Genomic DNA, 19,086 nt, shown 5'->3' on the forward strand with positions numbered 1-19,086 from the left:
CTGGCTCTGGCTTTACAACAATGAACGACCTAATATGGCAATTGGTGGTGTACCACCTAAACAACTATTGAGAGCGGCTTAATTAATTTCTACGAATAACTGCTGCTTAAAATGGGGGGATTACATAACTTTCCCCTGAGCCATTACATCTTCATCTATTTGTCTGAATTTTTTCGCTTCTTCAATATCATTAAAAAAATCAAAATCTGAGGTTCCGATGACGTTCTCACGGGGGTTCTCAAAAAGGGAGGCCATTTTTTTATTCCAAATAACAAATCGATAATTGTCATTTGGGTCTTTGGCGAACACTGCGATAGGGAGTTGTTCAATTATTTCTAGTAACAGTTCATTTTCTAACAACATGACGCCAAGATTCCAGAAATAAGTGGGAGTATAATGTGAATTTAATGAAACATTAGATTAGATACTGGAAACCTGCTTACTTGGATCAAAAATACTCAGTTTAAAAAGGGGGATCCCTAGGTTGATAATTTTGATTCAGGCTAAAAATTTCATCTCATTCGATGGCAAGAATAAACCACAGTCTTAAATTATTCAACGTGGTCTGATTTTGGACAGGCATCTTTTTAAACATGGACAGGCACTATTAAGGTATTCGTGATATCGACTTATTATTTTTAGTGTGGCTTAACAAAACGTTTTAACGCGCTCGAATTTTAGGTAAATAGATGCGGCAATCATCGATTTCTGGCGACTGAGCATCATTGAGATGAATTTGGCGCGATGCTAAACCTACTTCTTGTGAAAAAATGCCTGAAATGAAAAGTGATTCAGAAGGGCGTTAACCCAATGAGCTCATTTGCCGACGTTTTCGTTTGTAGTGCTTTAAAGTGTCTGTTTGTCCGGCTGCCACACTAAAATGTGTTTCAAAGGTTAAAAACATATCTTGCCAGGTGTGTTCGTCGAATCCTAAGCGTTGCAATATGGGCGATTCAGACATATCAATTGCCCCTCGTTGGTCAGGATTGATTCTGCGACCCGATAGGTCCACCAATTTTAGATAGTCGACTAAGTTGAATGTTAATCCATACGGTTGTGGCTTTTGTAGGTTACCAACAAAAGGCATGAGGGTCGTTGGCTGATACCCTTTTTTAAAATCATGAATGCGGCGCTTTATGCTGGTGTGATGAGATGATTCTGGGGTGGTTGCCATTTTGGCCCGTATTGGATTTAAATCTACGTACACCATACATGCTGCCAAGGCATGCTCATCTAGCAGTGCTTGTGACTTGAATCGCCCTTCCCAAAAATGCCCCGTACAGTTATCTTCTTGGTTTGCTTGTCGGGCGATGGGCTCATTCAATTCTCGCATAAACCAGCTGATATCGATTAATCGACTTCGATAGACGGATAAAGTGGACTGGAGTGTCATGTGTTCAGCCTTACTAAGCTCAGTAGCTTGCTCAGATGTGAACTTCTGTGAAAGCAGAGTCCCTTTGTGAAGCATATGCCAGCGCTGAGCAACCTCTTTATCCGTCCAATGTTTTGCTTTGTCAGAATTAACATGCAGTACCACATGGGTGTGATTACTCATCACCGCATACGCACACACGTCAATGGCAAAGACCGTGGTCAAAAATAACAATCTGTCTTCCACCCATTGGCGACGATGCTCATAGCTTTTTCCAGTCAGTTTATCTTCGCCACACAAAAAAGCCCGTCGAACACAACGGGATACGCAATGATAATAAGGGGTGTCTGTAAGACTGATTTGGCGCTTCCGTGGCAATGGCATAATTCATTCCTTGAATTAAGAATATTTAAGCATAGTTGATGTGGGTTACCCTAGAGTCTAGTTTGTGGCTGTCCATGTTTAACATTTATATATTTGAACCGGCAAATAGAAATGTAACGAAATTTGTAAAGCAATAAAAATAATTTCAAAGTAGAATAAGAACTTTCTTTTATAATTCAACAGATTAACTGCAGGCTAAAAATGAGTGTAAAATTAAAGTATAGAGAGTCGGATCGCGAATGTAAGAATTGTGAGCATAAATTACATGAAGTTAGACGCGAAGCGCCAATGCTTCCGTGGGGTTTTCTTATCATTATCACAACAGGGCTTTCTATACTATTATTCGTAAGCGGAATGAAATGGGCGTTTCTTCCAGGTGTTGCTGTTTGGCTAGCACCTTCTCTTCTGGGAAAAGATATTTTTATCGGTTGGAACTGCGAATCTTGTCAAGCGGAAATCATTAAAAAGGTTTGAGATTTCCACAAGAAAATTAACGGTTTTTCCGAATTTGGGGGGCAATTGTGGCATCAATTTTAATTGGAAAAATGGTGGCCCGACCCTGACTTGAACAGGGGACCTGCCGATTATGAGTCGGATGCTCTAACCAACTGAGCTATCGGGCCATTTGAGGATGATTGGAAGTAGGTTTTCCAAATCGGTGCGCAGTATAAGCAGTTTTTTCGGTGTTGTCATTATTTTGTATGACAGATAATCCTGTTTGCTTAATATTTGTGCGTTTTGCTTGCGAATAGAGTAAAAGGTAACGGTTCAGTTACCTTTTACTGGGTATCACGAATTATTAATAAGGCAAAGGAATAGGATTATCGTTCAATACGGCATTTCCATCTTTAAGTGAGAAATGCAATAACAGCTTGTCATCTTTTTCCACAATAAAGCCTTGTAGCTTCAAACCTTCTATCATGTTGGGGACTTGCTGTGCTGCTATCAGCTCTATTTCTTGTTGCGACATTTCAGCTGTTTGCGGATTTAGTTGCAACTGATTGGTAACGTAGCGAGTGAATATAACGTTTGCTACATCTTTATCCATTTCTAATTCGGTTTCCGAGACTGTGTGGTCAATCCAAAATTTTGGGTTTGCGGTGGCATCCGGTAGGGCATCAATGCCAACTAATTGATTGTTACTAAAACCTGATATCGTTCCTTCGGGTAGATTGGCCGAGAGCTTACTGATATTTACCTGAGGGGCGCTCTGTAGCAGCGGCAATAGGCTATCGGTCATAAAGCTCATTGATTGCTGCCTCATTTCGATTTCGTCCATGCCTGACAAACTTTTAGCAAACTCTTGGTAGGCTTTGATGAATGGGATACTTAACCGGTTTGTTTCAACCTCTAATTGAATGTCTGTGACATCATAATCCATGGCTGAAATACTCTCGATTTCGAGGTTTTGAGCAACATCCATGAATTGCTCTTCTTCATTGATGTCGGTGGAGACCGAAAAAGATAGTTCATCTAATTCAAAAGACTGCTGAGATTCACCCACCGTCAAAACATTTAATTTATTAACGTTGACTTCGGCAGTCGATTCAAAAATCTCGCCACTCATTGCTGCGTATATTTCGCCATCGGACTCCATTGCAATATCAAAATCAACAATCTCGAATTTACCTTCGTCCGAAGTATACAAAAAAGAACCCATTTCTCCTTCGTAAGAAAAACCGCCACTGGATTGCTCACCTTCTCCTTGATAACCAGAAAATACAACATTTTGATTATGATTCTCTTCCACAACTGAGAAGGGCACTATGTGATCTTCCATATCAAAGCCACCTAAAAGACCTTGACCAATAGTCAGATCGTAAAAATTGCTATTCTCTGGCCAATTTAGCTTAGTTCTTAATTCGTCACCTTTATAGAGCAACTCCAAATTGAATAAGCCAATGTCGAAACCATCGGTGAAAATAACAGGACCATGGTGGGAAATAAAGTCTACCAAGAATACGGGATTGCCTTGAGCCCAGGGTAAATCTGAATTTGCGCCTAATTGGGCAAATGAAATATTGACTTTAAGGATCCCATTGGAACTAAACCAGCCGTCATTTAATTCGACCATTTCAACGTTATAGCCATTTATTTTGTTGATTTCAGCAATATATTGCTCAATATTTCCTCTAACCTGTAAACTGAAGTATTTAGGTAAAATAAGTATGGCAGCCAAAATCAGTGAGAATACAATATAGCGTTTTTTCATTATTTGAAACGTCCTTGAAAAGCGTCGATAAACCATTAAACGGGTTTGGTTTTGAAAGTGAAGTAGAAGTGTTAGCCCTACCAATGTTGCTAAGAATTATGACACAGGGTTAGGGTCAATTAAACAAACTGCGAAGAGAGATTTGACCAACGTAAAATTTATCTAATAAACTAAATGTTGATATTCTGTTAAATCATCCCTTAGCTAAGTAGCGTGTTATGATCATAAAAAGTAGTAAATATGCTTGCAAGTCAATTAAATAGGGGTGCAAGCGAGCAAGAACTTTGTTACATTCAAATCATAGTTGCAGCTTTAGAATTTTTTTAATGGCGGTTCGTCATTGCGGAGACATTTATGACTGAAAAACCTTTCTTAGTCAGTGGTAGAAATACCATCATTCATAAGATAAGAAAATTGGATCTACTCATTCTTAATGGCGAAGAAAATCCGCCAGTACTCGTCACCCATAAAGCCTTGAAGAAATTCACTGGTAAGGTGCCAGAAAACAAACGCGAAGCAAAATTGCTAGATATCGAGATGGTGGATGTGACTGTCACGGATGTGTTTGGTGATGAAAAGACTTTGATTTTCGTACAAACCCTAAATGGTAAAGAGTATAAAATCGATTACAGTAAAATAGACTCGCCTTTGTTTATTAAAATTCACCAAGACAACGCGTTTTAGCCTATCTATCTGAGTGGCCTTTGTTGGCCGCTTTGCTTGGTTTTTTATGTTGTAAATTTATATATTCCTCCGATAGTTTTAATCTATTCTTGTCTGCTTCATTTCACCAGCCAACTATTTCCTTAATTGGTCTTTTTTCTCTTCACTGCTGTAAATTCAATTTTGCCTGTATGTAACAAAGCGTGTTCAAGTTAGGTTAGTTAACCATTTTCCACGACAGTCCATCGCGCTTTTTTAGCGGCTTATCGCTTGGTCTCATCTAACTGTAACTTAGCGATATTTGCTGTGCGAAACCTCTTTTTACTCTTACGTTTAATATCAAGTCTGCTTTGTTTCTAGAGCAATTGGGAGTTGGCAATAAGGTGGATGTTAGCCTGAATAGTCTTTATTTAGGCACTCATTAAAATTAATCGATGGTGGAACTGAAATGAAAATTCTGAATAGCGTAAACAATAAAAAAGTCATGTTAATTGCAATTATGTTAGGCGCATTTGCAAGTAATTCTGCGTTCGCTGCTTCACATCTAACATCCTATCAACAAGCGTCCTTAGTGAAAGTTTGCAAAGCGTTAAAAAGTGATAGCCGCATACAACTGCAAAAAGCAGTGAAGTCCAGCAACCTGAATTATAAGAAAGTGGCGAAAGGATTGATGTGCAATGGCCAATCAGCCCTTGAGTTTGCGGCCATGCATGACGCCCACGAAACCGCAGGATTTTTAGCCCGAAAAGTAAATGTTAATTACGACAAAATGTTAGCCAAAAGATAGCCCGTAGCACGGTATTTATGTCGTGGAGGATGTGCCTTGTAGGCGGTGGCTTTAGCCCCGCACCAAGCATTGGCGTGAAGAAAACACATGGCCTAGAACCCCATGGCCTAGAACCCCATGGCCTAAAACCCCATGGCCTAAAGGCCATGCTACAGGGGTGATGTATCCCTTTAAAATCCATGGCCTAAAGACCATGCTACGGGGGGGGCCTTTAAAATCCATGGCCTTAAGGCCATGCTACAGGGGGGATGTATCCCTTTGAAATCTATGGCCTAAAGGCCATGCTACGGGTGCTGAATTAATAGGTAAATTAAATAAGGAGGTGTTTAACTCAAAATGGTGTGATTTCATCACAATTTTCTGTTAAACGGTGAATTGTGTGAAAAGATTAAAACGTCGGCGTAGTGAACCGATGAATATATGCTTTTGAAACTCATTTCTTAAACATGTATTAATTCCTGGAATAAATAGAGGCTGTTAGTTGCAAAACGCAGCCTCTTTTTTTGTCATCTATTGATTCAACAAAACAATAACTGAGCCATTGGTGATTTGTTTTCGTACTCACCCCTAGGTTTACAGCAAAAACTGTCCTAAAGACGGATTTTAATTGGTGTAATTTTCAAACGCTGCTATTTATTAACATAAGGCATCTGATAAGCGGATGAATTTATTGCTTTTTTGTTGAAAAAATTTACCCTTGATGAGCAGCTTTGTCTTTCCGTGGCGTTTTTATTTGAATAGAGAATACGAATTAATATGTTTTCAGTGTTGATATGTGACGATTCTATGGTCGCACGCAAACAAGTTGCTAAGTGCCTTCCTCAAGATTGGCAGGTTGCGATTCATTTTGCTAAACACGGGAAAGAGGCAATTGCTGCAATCGAGGAGGGGAAAGGGCAGCTTATGTTTCTTGATCTCAATATGCCCGTACTGGACGGCTATGAAACCCTGAAAATGATCCACAAAAAGCAACTTAGTTCTAAGGTTATTGTGATTAGTGGTGATGTTCAGCCCACTGCCCACGAGAGAGTAAAAGCCTTGGGTGCTATCGAATTTATAGAAAAGCCAGTTAACCCTGAACGCATTTATGACGTGTTAGTGAAACACAAACTTATTGGCAAAGAGGTCCCCGAAAAGCAAATTCTAAGTAGTTCTTTAACTGCAGATATTCGAGACTGTTATCAAGAGATAACCAATATTGCCATGGGGCAGGCGGGCGATCATCTTGCACGAATGCTTAACGTATTTGTGAAACTGCCAATCCCCAACGTCAATCTTATTGAAGTGTCTGAGCTGCACATGATGCTGCAAGATATAGAAGATAAAGACTCTGTATCGGGTATTTGCCAAGGATTCTTAGGTGCCGGAGTGTCGGGGGAAGCGCTGTTCATATTAAGTGATTCGAGCTTTGGTGATGTGGCTAAAATAATGGACATTACCGAGGAAGTCGACGATCAGGTACAACTTGAACTATTAATGGATGCCGCCAATATTTTAATTGGAACCTGTTTGAGAGGCTTTGCCACTCAACTTGATATACATTTTAGTCAGGGACATCCCATGGTGCTTGGACAACACCGAAGTGTTTCGGAACTGATTTCAAACAATAAAGCTAAATGGCGCAGAACCCTAGCTATTGAGCTTAGTTATGGGTTAGAGGGCTATAATGTGCAATGTGATTTAGTGTTGTTATTTACTGAAGAATCCATGCAAGTCATGAATTATAAACTGTCACACTTATTGGAGGAGTAATGGTGCCTCAACATGACGATATGGCGGAATTCCACTGGATGATGGATATGGTGCAAACCGTTGATGTTGGCATAGTGGTGCTAAATCAAAACTTTGAGGTGAAAGTATGGAATGCTTTCATGGAAAGTCATAGTGGCTTGTTACCCTCCCATGTACAAAATAGAAGCTTGTTCGAACTATTCCCCGACATAAACTCCCAATGGTTACGTCGTAAAACCCGCCCCGTGTTCGAATTAGGCACTCGCGCATTTATGACCTGGGAGCAGCGACCTTTTTTATTTAGATTTCCGAACTACCGCCCTATTACCGGGTGTGAAGACTTCATGTATCAAAATATCACCATCTCGCCATTATCGAGTGCCACGGGCCAAGTGACTACCATTTGTATGATGATTTACGATGTTACTGATGTGGCGGAGAATAAAAAAAGTTATGAAGCGCTGCAAGTGACGTTGAATGCATTGGAAGAAAAACTCAAACCCTGAGCATGTTGTTCACTCCCAGTGAATCTCATTTCACATCCTTTGGTATATAAATTGCTAAATTCTCCCTATGATGTAAGCGAATATTGATTTGCTTATCCACCAATAGTGAGCCGTCAATTATGGGGTTTTTCTTGAAACATACTTTATTTCGTAGACATAGCAACGTTCTGGTTGTAATCATTTTTGCCTTGATAATGACTGGGTGCTCAGGGAGTTCCCTTGATAGCGATACCGATCAACCCACCCCTGATGTGTTGGTAAATGCGGGTGCGAATCAGAGTGTGAATGAACAGAGCACTGTGGTGCTTAGCGCCACCGCACAAGGCACCACCGATACTTTAACCTACACTTGGAGTGCCTCACCCGCACTCACTATTACCCAAGAAGATGTGAACTCGTCTGCCGCCACTTTTGTTGCCCCCACGACCACTGAAAATCTAACCTATGTGTTGACCTTAGTCGTAACAGATGAAAATGGAAATCAAGGCTCGGATACAGTTGAGTATGTAATCAATCCAGTTAATGAACAACCAAGCGCCTTAATAGAAGTACTTGATCCAGTCACCACAGGCAGCTATCCCGCTGGCATTGAAGTCACCCTAGATGGCAGCACCAGCAGTGATGTTGACCCTGCGGACAGCCTTGACCCAATAGCGGCATGGCGCTGGCAACAAACTGCCGGAGTTGAGGTGTTAGATAGTGTCAGTTTGGACGGAGATAGCATCGCTTTTATTACCCCAATTTTAGATGATGCCAATTCATTGAGCTTTGAATTAACGGTAACAGACCAGGAAGGGGCCCAAGACACCGCTGCCATTACACTCAACGTATTAAGTGCCAGTCAAACTCAGCCGGTTGTGGATGCTGGCGTTGATCATCAGGTGTATTCAGGGGAAATTATTTTGCTAACAGGGGAAGCTAGCACCAGTATTCCTGAAGGGCTGCCTTTGGTATACGACTGGTTAAATGATTCAGAGCTAGTACCAGATATTAATAATCGTAGTGCACAGCAAACCTATGCAGTTGCACCGCTAGTAACACAAACAGAGTTAATTACCTTTACCTTAGTGGTCACCGATAGTTTCGGCAATGAAGTAGAAGACAGCATTAACGTGCGCATCAAACCATTGCCCATTAGCAATTTGAATGATACTGGGGTGACTTTGCAAGCCTCAGTTAGTGAGAATGGCACCGGGCATCAGCCAGATTATCCAGGGCAAGATGGCCAACGGGGGCAAGATATTATTAGTGAAAATGGCTTGTTAGAAAAAGCGGGACGAGGTGAACAAGGCTTTGACTTCACTAAACTAGATGCCATTGGAGACGAACAAGACGAGACCAGCGAAGATTGGAGTTGTGTGCGCGACAATACCACCGGATTGGTATGGGAAGTGAAAACCGATGATAGCGAGTTACACGGTGCTGAGCATGCATTTAGCTGGTACCAGGAAGACCTTAACGGTGGCTACGAAGGGGCCGAGGGCAGTGCAGGGTTAACTTGTGACAACGACCAATGTGATACTGAGTCTTTTGTCGCTGCAGTGAATCAAGCAGGACTGTGTAACTTCTACGACTGGCGATTACCTACCCACAACGAATTGTTATCCTTGGTGCATTACGGCAATGTCACGGGGACAAAAATAGATGTAAATTATTTTCCTTACACTGACGATTTTGTGACCTCACCCCTTTGGTATTGGACCAGCCAACCAAGTGCTGATGGCGTCTCAGATGATACCTCGCAAACCGCATGGGCCATTGATTTCTCCACTGGCAACGATAACTTTTTAAATAAATCTACCTTAGGCAAAGTGCGCTTAGTACGAGGAGGACGTTAAGATGAAATTTACCCTATTTGCTTGTGCTATGTCGTTGTTAACAGGGATGGCAAGTGCGCAAACCTGTTTGTCTGATGCACCTGAAACTGCTTCTGAGACGCAATTCGTTGATAATGGTGATGGCACTGTGACCGACACCGATCACGACTTAATGTGGATGCAATGTAGCATAGGTCAAACTTGGGAAAACGGCAGTTGTACCGGTGATGCTGATGCCTTGACCTGGCAACAGGCCTTGCAGCAAGCCCACGGCTACGAGTTCGCCAGTTTAGACGGATGGCGATTGCCCAATGTCAAAGAACTGGCGAGCCTGACAGAAAGACAATGTGTGCGACCGGCCATTAATGAAACACGCTTTCCCAATACCCCGTCAGATGACTATTGGAGTTCCACACCTTCATTATCAGATCCGCAGCGGGCTTGGGTTGTGGCATTTTTTAATAGTAGTAATTCCATAAAACAAAAAGACCTGTTTGTGTTTGTTAGATTAGTGCGCACTGCCGATTAACTTATATTTTATTCGGCTTATCTATTCCCCACTTTTTTTCCAGCAAGTTTGGGTTCACAATAGCCTTAGATTATTTTAGGTGTGTATGAATGCGAGCTTTGCTGTTAACAATCTGTTTGATTTTTCCGCTGACCAGTTTTGCGGATCTCAAATGTGACATAGATCTCAAATACGGAGTGGTAGTAAACGAGCGCCAGATCCGTGTTGTGGATGATCACAACCGCACGGTTTATCAAATCAACGATACCAATCAATTAATTGTGTTAGGAGACGTTGTTCAACTGGCTGATGAACAGCAAAGGGAGCTAGAAGACTTCTCTACGGGTATTCATTATGTGGTGCCGAAAATGATTATTCTGGCTACTGAAGGGGTACAACTGGCTGTAGAAACCGTTGAACATGTTTACCAAGGCCTGGTTGGTGTTGATAATACAAATTACGAAGAAGTCCAATCGTCCCTACAGCGGGTGCAAAATCGAATTAAAGAAAGATTCATTCAAGCGAATGAAAATTTTTACATCGGCCCAGGACGCTTAGAAAATGTGAATGATTTAGTTGATGAAGAAATAGAAGCACAACTAGAAAAAGCATTTAACACCTCGTTAGGTGGCGTATTGTCGGCTATTGGCGGGTTAAGTGACGGAAGTGGCGAGGAAACTGAGCAAAAAGTGGATGATTTATCCCAACGTATAGAAGCAATGGGACAGGAGCTGGAAAGGCAAGTAGGCTCAAAAGCGCAATATTTGCGTAAAAAAGCCCACTGGTTTTGCAAAAAAATGAATCATCTAGACCGCATAGAAGAAGACTTACGGGCAAATGTTCCAGCACTTAGTGATATCAATGTCATCATTACTTCAAAAACCAAAACTTCAAATTAATCTTCATCCACGTGTTTGTTAATTCAAACTAGGGTTTCTAACAGCGTATTCAGATAGCGCTTTCCTAATAAGGTTAATTGCCACGCATCTTGCGTCTCAGAAATTAATCCCTTGTGTAGCGCAATTTGCAAGTTTTGCTGTAAAGCTTTGCTAAGGGTTTGCCCTGTCAGCATTTCATAATCCTGTTTCGGACAAGCTTCCAGTAAGCGTAATCGATTCATAAAAAACTCAAAAGGTATATCCTCAGGGGGCACTTGCCAGCTTTTATAAGCATAATCTTTGCTTAAATCCATATAACCGCGAGGATGTTTCACTTTCTCAGTTCGCGTTATCTTTCCAGTTGCCGGATCACTAATTTTGCTATGGGCACCACAACCTATTCCTAAATAATCACCGAAACGCCAATAGTTTAGATTATGCTGGCATTGCTGCCCGGGAAGGCTGTATGCACTAATTTCATATTGTTTATAGCCTGCCGCATCGAGTAAAACTTGCCCTTGTTCCTGGATATCCCACAGAATATCGTCATCGGGTAAAGTTGGCGGCTTGGAATGAAATTGCGTATTAGGCTCAATGGTCAATTGATACCATGATAGATGCGGGGGCCGTTGTAAAATGGCTGTTTGCAAATCGCTCAAGGCATCCTCAATGGATTGATTAGGTAAGCCGTGCATCAAGTCTAAATTGAAGCTATTTAACCCAGCATTTCTGGCAAATTGTGCGGCGTTTAGGGCTTGGGAGTCGTCATGTATACGTCCCAAGGCAAGGAGCTTTTCAGGCTGGAAACTCTGCACTCCAATGGAAATACGATTCACTCCAGCGTGACTAAAATCACTGAATTTTTGGCTTTCCACTGTGCCAGGGTTCGCTTCTAAGGTGATCTCTGCATCAGGGGCTAAATTTATCCGTTGCTTAACACCCGTTAACAGCGTACTTAGTGCGTCTGCACTGAGTAAACTCGGGGTTCCGCCACCAATAAAAATCGTATTTACCTGACGATCTTGCACCTGTTTTGCATCGAATTCAAGATCGGCCAATAGGTGCTGAACATATTCTTTTTCTGGAATCGCTTGTTTCATTCCATGGGAATTAAAATCACAGTATGGACATTTCTGAACACACCAGGGAATGTGAATATAAAGGGATAGCGGTGGCGCGATCAATCCATTAACCCAATTTTGTCTGACAAACTCTCCAATAGTTTCGCCATAGCTTTGCCACGGTGACTAAGTCGGTTTTTCACTTCCGCTGGCAGTTGGGCTGCGGTTTGATTTTGTGAAGACACCCAAAACACCGGATCATAGCCAAAGCCTTTTTCTCCGCGACGCACCTGACTAATATGGCCGTGCCATTCGCCTTGGCAAATTATTGGGGTTGGATCTTGTGCCGACTGCATAAATACAATGACGCATAAAAACCGCGCGGCGCGATTTTCATCTGCCACGCCCTGCATTTCAGTTAACAGCTTCTCAAGGTTTTGCTGATCGTCAGCGTCAACTCCCGCATATCGTGATGAATAGACGCCAGGGGCTCCCCCGAGGGCGTCTACGGCCAAACCTGAGTCATCTGCGATGGCTGGTAGTCCAGTTAATTTAGCAGCGTGCCGAGCCTTGATAATCGCGTTTTCCACGAAGGTAGTGCCCGTTTCTTCTGCTTCAGGCAGATCAAATTCACTTTGCGGCACTACTGTATAAGGGAAGTTTTCAAGCAGGCGTTCGAATTCCCTAACCTTACCTTTGTTACCCGTTGCTAAAACCACTTTTTGCTTTTCATTGGACATCATTGTTACTCGTTTTATTCGTAGGCGAGGGGATCGGTTGCATTGTTGTGTGCAAAGGCTTCGAGTCGCTCCTGACAAGCGCCACATTTACCGCAGGCTTTTTCACGACCGTTATAACATGTCCATGTCTTGTTGTAGTCTAATCCCATTTTTAAACCGTCGGTGAGGATATCGGTTTTGCTAACATCTAAATAGGGGCAAGCAATTTCAACGGCTTCATAATTTGCAATGGCACATACGTCATTCATTCTGTGGACAAATTCGGGACGGCAATCGGGGTAAATCGCATGGTCACCTGAATGGGCACCATAAAATACTTTATTGGCCTCCAGAGAAACAGCGTATCCCACGGCCATCGACAATAAAATCATATTGCGATTAGGAACAACCGTGGTCTTCATGCTTTCTTGTTCATAATGGCCTTCGGGCACATCGATGTCTGAGGTTAAAGATGAACCACCAATTAGCTGGTTTATCGCGGATATATCGACGATTTTATGCGCTATGTTTAGCTCTTTACACACATTTGCCGCGTAAGTCAGCTCTTTATTATGACGCTGGCCGTAGTCGAAAGACAGGGCATAGACTTCATAACCTTCGCGTATGACTTTGTTAAGTACAGTGAAAGAATCCATCCCACCTGAAAAAATTACCACTACCTTTTGTGACATTTGCCTTGCTTCTCTATAATCTATTGTTTTAATGCAGTAACAAATCTTTGACTGCAAACCGTAAAAAGGCGAATTATGCCGTTAAGCGAGTCAAAGTGCTAGAGGAAGTCTATTTGCAAACTCCCATAGAATATAAAATTAATGAAGTCTTCGAGTCGATTCAAGGTGAAGGGGCATTAACCGGTGTGCCGTCTATCTTTGTGCGATTACAAGGGTGCCCGGTTGGCTGTGCTTGGTGCGACACTAAGCATACCTGGACATTGGACCCGCAATTTCAAGTGGATGCTGAGCAAGTCATGGCAGAAACTGCTGAATCTGAAAGCTGGTTTTCCACTTCAATTGCGCAATTGTTAAATTTGTTCAAAGAACAAAATTATCAGGCAAAAAATGTCATTTTAACCGGCGGTGAGCCTTGTATGTACGATTTACGTCCATTATGTGAGGCGTTGTTTGCCCATGGCTATTCAGTTTCTGTTGAAACCAGTGGAACATTTGAGATTAAAGTTAGCCCAAAGACTTGGGTCACAGTGTCACCTAAAGTTGATATGAAAGGCGGATTTGCTGTCCGCGAAGATGCCATATTACGAGCAAACGAAATTAAGCATCCCATCGCCATGGAAAAACATATTGCAGAATTGGAAGAATTATTAGTTTGGGCTAAACAAGAGCCTGCACCTTTAGTTTATCTACAGCCCATCAGTCAGCAAAAAAGAGCGACTGAATTGGCAGTGAAAACCTGTATTGCAAAAAATTGGCGCTTGTCTTTACAAACCCATAAATTTATTGGCATTGAGTAAGGGAGTATCTGTAATTGGAAAAAATTGAGAAGTTTTTTGAGAACTATTCTGAAACGTTAAATCAAGGGTTAATCAGTGAAATGGGAAAATTTTCTGGAAAACCCTTGGTTATAGTGACCGATGAAAGCAAGAAGATCTGTCACTCACAAAAGGATATTGATGAGATTAATCTTGATCTCATTAATGGCTTAAAAGCGGGGGGAATAGCCAAATATACTCCTAAGATTATTCAATCAATGCGCCTATCTGAGAGTGTTATTTTTGTGAAAGTACGATGGACCTTGTGTGATCAAAATGGAAAAGATGTATTTAGTTGCTATTGTTCTTATACCTTGGAATTAGATGAAGTAAATTTGTTTAAAATTCTTGTTATTGTAATAGATGATGAAGACAAACAATTTAATCAGATGATGAAACGACACTGGAATTAAGTTATGAAACAGTTAATTGGATTGATGCTCTTGTCATTTTTTGGCCATTTTGCCTCAGCAGCAACATGGGAGATTACCTATCCTCGACCTATGACCGATAATGATCGCCGTCAAGAATATCCAGTTAAACTGTTGGCTTTGGCATTGGAACAAACCGGTGTAAGCTACGAATTACAGGCTGCTAGTGTTGTTATGTCGCAAGAAAAGTCCCTAAAGCAATTGGCCGAGAACCGTTCGGTTAATGTGGTTTGGAGCATGACTGATACAGATAGAGAGAATCGATTACTTCCAATTCGAATCCCTATATACAAAGGACTCATTGGTTGGCGGGTATTTTTAGTAAAGAAAAATCAACTGGCTAAATTTAAGAACATCGATACGATGCAAAACTTACTTAAATTCAAACCCATTCAAGGTTTTGATTGGCCAGATACCAAAATATTGCAGTCCAACGGCTTCGATGTTGTCACTTCAAAAAATTATTCAAATATATTTAGTATGTTGGCAAATAATCAAGGAGACTTTGTTCCCCGTTCGATTATTGAGGTTTGGAAAGAATACGATGCGGATTTCATGGATAAATCCATTGTTGTTGAACCCACATTGGGAGTTAAGTATCCCGCCGCAATGTACTTTTTTGTCAATAAAAGCAATCGAACGCTCGGGAAATTGTTAGAAAATGGCTTGGAAAAAGCCATCGCCAATGGAGAGTTTGATAAGTTATTTTTAGAAGAATTCAACGATATTTTTAAACGCTCAAATATGGACAAGCGATTCTTTTTCCAAATCGACAACCCCTTAATCGCCCCAGAAACGCCCATCGACCGCAAAGAACTCTGGTACTAACCTCATGTAGCATGGTCTTTAGGCCATGGGATTTATCATCACCCGTAGCATGGTCTTTAGGCCATGAGGTTTTCGCCATGAGATTTTTCATGACAATGATTGGCGCGGGGCTAAAGCACCCGCCTACAGGTAACATTCCATGGATTTATAATCCCCTGTAGCATGGTCTTTAGGCCATGGGATTTTTTCGCGGGGCTAAAGCCGCCGCCTACAAGATTCCCCCTGTAGCATGGTCTTTAGGCCATGGGGTTTATGGCCATGGATTTTTTCGCGGGCTTTATTTTGGACAAAAAAATGGGGCTATAAAAGCCCCATTTTCATATAACGGAATATTTACGATTTACCGTGAACACTGATCACCGAGCGTCCTGAAGGATCTGCCATATTCTTAAAGCTTTCATCCCACTCTAAAGCTTCTACTGTACTACAAGCGATTGATTTTCCGCCTGGTACACAGTTTGCCGCACTTTCTTGTGGGAAATAGCCTTCAAAAATGGTGCGATAGAAGTAACCTTCTTTGGTATCTGGTGTATTGTGTGGGAAACGGAACTCAGCGGTAGCAAGTTGCTGGTCAGTCACTTCGTTATCAACATAATCTTTGATTGAATCAATCCAAGAATAGCCTACACCGTCACCGAATTGTTCTTTTTGACGCCACAATACTTCAGCAGGCAAGTATTCGCCGTTATCAAAGGCTTTACGCAGGATCCATTTTTCCATTTTGCCATCAAGACACATTTTATCTTGAGGGTTAAGACGCATAGCCACATCTAAGAATTCTTTATCTAAGAACGGAACTCGTGCCTCTACACCCCAAGCTGCAGTTGCTTTGTTTGCACGAGCACAATCAAACATATGCAGACGGTCTAATTTTCGCACTGTCTCTTCATGAAATTCTTTTGCATTTGGCGCTTTATGGAAATACAAATAACCACCAAATATTTCATCTGCACCTTCACCAGACAGAACCATCTTAATACCCATAGCCTTGATTTTACGGCTCATTAGATACATTGGCGTAGCAGCACGGATGGTTGTTGTGTCGTAAGTTTCAAGATAGTAAATAACGTCACGAATGGCATCAATTCCTTCTTGAATAGTGAAATGAATTTCATGATGCACTGTGCCTATCATGTCGGCCACTTTTTTAGCCGCAACTAAATCTGGCGCACCTTCTAAACCCACTGCAAATGAATGCAGGCGAGGCCACCATGCGTCTGACTTATCTTCATCTTCAATTCGCTTGGCAACGTACTTCGCGGCAATCGCAGATACTAATGATGAATCTAAGCCACCGGATAACAATACCGCGTAAGGTACATCTGACATCATGTGCGACTTCACTGACTTTTCAAAAGCGGTTTTCAACTCGTCTAAGTCTGTGGTGTTGTCTTTAACTGCGTCATAAGACATCCAGTCGCGCTGGTAGTATTTTTTCAACTCGCCAGTTTTGCTCCACAGGTAATGACCTGGGGGAAACTCTGAAACAGTTTTACATACTGGCACCAAGGCTTTCATTTCCGAGGCAACATAGAAATTTCCATGTTCATCAAAGCCAGTATAGAGAGGAATGATACCAATATGGTCACGGGCGATTAAATAAGCATCTTGCTCTTCATCATATAAAATGAATGCGAACATGCCTTGAAGCTCATCGATAAACTCAATGCCTTTTTGCTGATATAAAGGAAGAATCACTTCACAGTCAGACTTTGTTTTGAAGTCGTAAGGTTGCGCAAGATCTTTTTCTAACGCTTTGTGGTTATAGATTTCACCATTGACAGCCAGAACGTGATTATTATTGCGGCTAATTAAAGGTTGCGCTCCAGTATCCACGTCTACGATCGCCAAGCGTTCGTGACTCAAGATAGCGCTATTATTATTCCAAACGCCTGACCAGTCAGGGCCACGATGGCGTAGCAATTTGGAAAGCTCTAACGCTTGCGTCCTAAGTTCTGATACATCAGTTTTGATGTCCAGAATGCCGAATATTCCACACATAAAGGTTTATCTCTCTTATATCCAAGTTTAAGGTAAGGGAAAAGTATCGCAAGAATGAGGCTGATAAAGGAAATAACTTTTTCGAACAGCTCAGATTTTTATGACGTATATCCTTTTCCAACGGGTGAATTTGCCAGCATGAGCAAAAATTGCAAGGATAATATGTAATTTATTTTCAATTATTTTAATAAAGCCACTAACTTTACAATAATTTCATTGAATTCGATGGAAATAACACCCATATGTAACCTTAGGGTAACAAAGTTACTGAATTATCTATTCATAATGGAAACGATTAATTTGTTTATCTTTTGAAGCGATTAGCAATAGTAAATCTTTCTAATCTATTTTTTAGATTAACGTGATTGATTATAATCACTATTCACAAACAATAATGCGATGTACTATTATCTCAACTAGCCGAAACTATTTATTTAATTGGAGATTTACATGACACAAGCAAATCCTAACTTTGAAGACAAATCAGGTCAAAAAGTCCCATCAGTTACTTTCCGCACACGTCGAAATGACGAGTGGGTTAACGTGACGAGCGACGAACTTTTTTCTGGAAAAACCGTTGTCGTTTTCTCCCTTCCAGGCGCATTTACGCCAACTTGTTCATCTACTCACTTGCCGCGTTACAATGAGTTGGCAAAAACGTTTAAAGATAACGGTGTAGATGACATTATTTGTATGTCTGTAAACGATACCTTCGTAATGAATGCATGGGCTGCGGACCAAGAAAGTGACAATGTTACATTGATCCCAGACGGAAACGGTGAATTTACCGATGGCATGGGTTTGTTAGTTGATAAAAATGACCTTGGGTTCGGCAAGCGCAGCTGGCGCTATTCCATGTTGGTAAAAGACGGCGTGGTCGACAAAATGTTTATCGAACCAGACTTACCAGGCGACCCGTTTGAAGTATCTGACGCCGACACTATGCTTGAATATGTTGCACCAGGAGCAGCTAAGCCAGAAGCCGTGACTGTTTTCTCTAAACCTGGTTGTCCTTTCTGCTCCAAAGCCAAAGCATTGTTGAAAGACAAAGGTTATGACTTTGAAGAAGTGGTAATGGGAGCAGGAGCTACGTTGACAACGCTTAAAGCTGTGAGCGGACGTGATACTGTGCCTCAGGTATTCATCGGTGGAAAACACATCGGTGGAAGCGAAGACTTGGAAGCTTATTTCAAAGCTTAAGCAATAAATACCAAACCAAAAAACGGGCACTCGCCCGTTTTTTTTCGCCTCCACAAACCCGTAGCATGGTCTTTAGGCCATGGGGTTTTCGGCCATGGTTTTTTCTCGGCGATGATTGCCTCGGGGCTGAAGCCACCGACTACAAGCCATGTTTTTCTTTGGGCTTTTTTTCGGGGTGGCCTCGGGGCTGAAGCCGCCGACTACAGGCCATGTTTTTCTCTGGGATTTTTTCGGGGCTAAAGCCGCCGACTACAGGTTAACCTTTCTGTAGCATGGTCTTCAGGCCATGGGTTTTTTTTCGGAGGGCCTCGGGGCTAAAGCACCCGACTACAGGTTAACCTTTCTGTAGCATGGTCTTTAGGCTGTAGGCTCCCCACATTTTTTATACACATATTGTTTCCTTGAGTAGCGCATTTTGCGCTGCTAGGAGCATTGCTGCTGTGACTTTAAAACGTTTATGTAGCAATATCCGTTGAGCTAA

At 41.7% G+C, this 19,086-nt stretch carries 18 protein-coding genes and 1 tRNA gene; 11 read left to right on the top strand and 8 right to left on the bottom strand.

The features are described from left to right. Nucleotides 1–120: 120 nt before the first annotated feature. The 4 genes from ACYVIL_RS16810 to ACYVIL_RS16825 all read right to left on the bottom strand — a co-directional run bounded on the left by ACYVIL_RS16810 (nt 121) and on the right by ACYVIL_RS16825 (nt 3,968). The gene (locus ACYVIL_RS16810) at nt 121–363 is read right to left on the bottom strand and encodes a PAS domain-containing protein (protein ID WP_460313608.1); all 243 of its coding nucleotides are present in this window, start codon (nt 361–363) and stop codon (nt 121–123) included. Between the two features lie 439 nt (nt 364–802). After that, a complete protein-coding gene (locus ACYVIL_RS16815) occupies nt 803–1,756 on the bottom strand; it encodes a transposase (protein ID WP_460313610.1) in 954 nt (317 codons plus the stop codon). A gap of 546 nt (nt 1,757–2,302) precedes the next feature. Next, nucleotides 2,303–2,379 (bottom strand) — tRNA-Ile (locus ACYVIL_RS16820). Nucleotides 2,380–2,555: 176 nt separating this feature from the next. Continuing rightward, nucleotides 2,556–3,968, bottom strand: coding sequence for a YdgA family protein (locus ACYVIL_RS16825; protein ID WP_303470729.1), 1,413 nt, complete (start codon nt 3,966–3,968; stop codon nt 2,556–2,558). Nucleotides 3,969–4,322: 354 nt separating this feature from the next. Between ACYVIL_RS16825 and ACYVIL_RS16830 the strand changes: the two genes are divergently transcribed. From ACYVIL_RS16830 to ACYVIL_RS16860, 7 genes are all read left to right on the top strand, one after another. Continuing rightward, entirely contained in the window at nt 4,323–4,652 is a 330-nt protein-coding gene (locus ACYVIL_RS16830; RefSeq protein WP_303470727.1) for a hypothetical protein, read from the top strand. Nucleotides 4,653–5,079: 427 nt separating this feature from the next. Then, nucleotides 5,080–5,418 (top strand): DUF3718 domain-containing protein, encoded by a 339-nt coding sequence (locus tag ACYVIL_RS16835; protein ID WP_303470726.1) that lies wholly within the window; start codon nt 5,080–5,082, stop codon nt 5,416–5,418. A 756-nt stretch (nt 5,419–6,174) separates the two neighbouring features. Continuing rightward, entirely contained in the window at nt 6,175–7,170 is a 996-nt protein-coding gene (locus tag ACYVIL_RS16840) for a response regulator (protein ID WP_460313613.1), read from the top strand. A 2-nt stretch (nt 7,171–7,172) separates the two neighbouring features. Continuing rightward, complete coding sequence (locus ACYVIL_RS16845; RefSeq protein ID WP_303470842.1) at nt 7,173–7,655, top strand: PAS domain-containing protein; 483 nt, start codon at nt 7,173–7,175, stop codon at nt 7,653–7,655. Nucleotides 7,656–7,786: 131 nt separating this feature from the next. Next, complete coding sequence (locus ACYVIL_RS16850; protein ID WP_460313615.1) at nt 7,787–9,493, top strand: Lcl C-terminal domain-containing protein; 1,707 nt, start codon at nt 7,787–7,789, stop codon at nt 9,491–9,493. A 1-nt stretch (nt 9,494) separates the two neighbouring features. Further along, nucleotides 9,495–10,001 carry an Lcl C-terminal domain-containing protein gene (locus ACYVIL_RS16855; protein WP_303470721.1) on the top strand — a complete coding sequence of 169 codons (507 nt, stop codon included), beginning with the start codon at nt 9,495–9,497 and terminating at the stop codon, nt 9,999–10,001. Nucleotides 10,002–10,090: 89 nt separating this feature from the next. After that, nucleotides 10,091–10,879, top strand: a complete 789-nt coding sequence (locus ACYVIL_RS16860; protein WP_303470719.1) for a DUF2884 family protein — start codon at nt 10,091–10,093, stop codon at nt 10,877–10,879. A gap of 23 nt (nt 10,880–10,902) precedes the next feature. Here ACYVIL_RS16860 and hemW read toward each other — a convergent pair whose 3' ends face one another. The 3 genes from hemW to queC are packed head-to-tail and all read right to left on the bottom strand — an operon-like array spanning nt 10,903 to nt 13,330. Continuing rightward, nucleotides 10,903–12,042: a radical SAM family heme chaperone HemW gene (hemW, locus tag ACYVIL_RS16865; RefSeq protein ID WP_460313617.1), complete on the bottom strand. Its 1,140-nt coding sequence runs from the start codon at nt 12,040–12,042 to the stop codon at nt 10,903–10,905. Then, a complete protein-coding gene (locus tag ACYVIL_RS16870) occupies nt 12,039–12,659 on the bottom strand; it encodes an XTP/dITP diphosphatase (RefSeq protein WP_303470840.1) in 621 nt (206 codons plus the stop codon). Before ACYVIL_RS16870 ends, hemW begins: the two co-directional genes overlap by 4 nt. A gap of 14 nt (nt 12,660–12,673) precedes the next feature. Continuing rightward, nucleotides 12,674–13,330: a 7-cyano-7-deazaguanine synthase QueC gene (gene queC, locus ACYVIL_RS16875; protein WP_303470715.1), complete on the bottom strand. Its 657-nt coding sequence runs from the start codon at nt 13,328–13,330 to the stop codon at nt 12,674–12,676. A 113-nt stretch (nt 13,331–13,443) separates the two neighbouring features. Here queC and queE point away from each other — a divergent pair, with 113 nt between their 5' ends. Genes queE through ACYVIL_RS16890 form a run of 3 tightly spaced genes read left to right on the top strand, consistent with a single transcriptional unit; the run spans nt 13,444 to nt 15,404 of the window. Further along, nucleotides 13,444–14,127: a 7-carboxy-7-deazaguanine synthase QueE gene (gene queE, locus ACYVIL_RS16880; protein WP_303470839.1), complete on the top strand. Its 684-nt coding sequence runs from the start codon at nt 13,444–13,446 to the stop codon at nt 14,125–14,127. Between the two features lie 14 nt (nt 14,128–14,141). Then, the gene (locus ACYVIL_RS16885; protein ID WP_303470712.1) at nt 14,142–14,558 is read left to right on the top strand and encodes a hypothetical protein; all 417 of its coding nucleotides are present in this window, start codon (nt 14,142–14,144) and stop codon (nt 14,556–14,558) included. 3 nt (nt 14,559–14,561) lie between these two features. Then, the gene (locus ACYVIL_RS16890) at nt 14,562–15,404 is read left to right on the top strand and encodes a type 2 periplasmic-binding domain-containing protein (protein WP_303470710.1); all 843 of its coding nucleotides are present in this window, start codon (nt 14,562–14,564) and stop codon (nt 15,402–15,404) included. A 333-nt stretch (nt 15,405–15,737) separates the two neighbouring features. On the opposite strand, the gene asnB is transcribed toward ACYVIL_RS16890, so the two are convergent. Continuing rightward, nucleotides 15,738–17,405 (bottom strand): asparagine synthase B, encoded by a 1,668-nt coding sequence (gene asnB, locus ACYVIL_RS16895; protein ID WP_303470709.1) that lies wholly within the window; start codon nt 17,403–17,405, stop codon nt 15,738–15,740. A gap of 450 nt (nt 17,406–17,855) precedes the next feature. Between asnB and ACYVIL_RS16900 the strand changes: the two genes are divergently transcribed. After that, nucleotides 17,856–18,605, top strand: coding sequence for a glutathione peroxidase (locus ACYVIL_RS16900; protein ID WP_303470707.1), 750 nt, complete (start codon nt 17,856–17,858; stop codon nt 18,603–18,605). Nucleotides 18,606–19,086: the final 481 nt, after the last annotated feature.

This window comes from Aliiglaciecola aliphaticivorans (genome assembly GCF_054782055.1).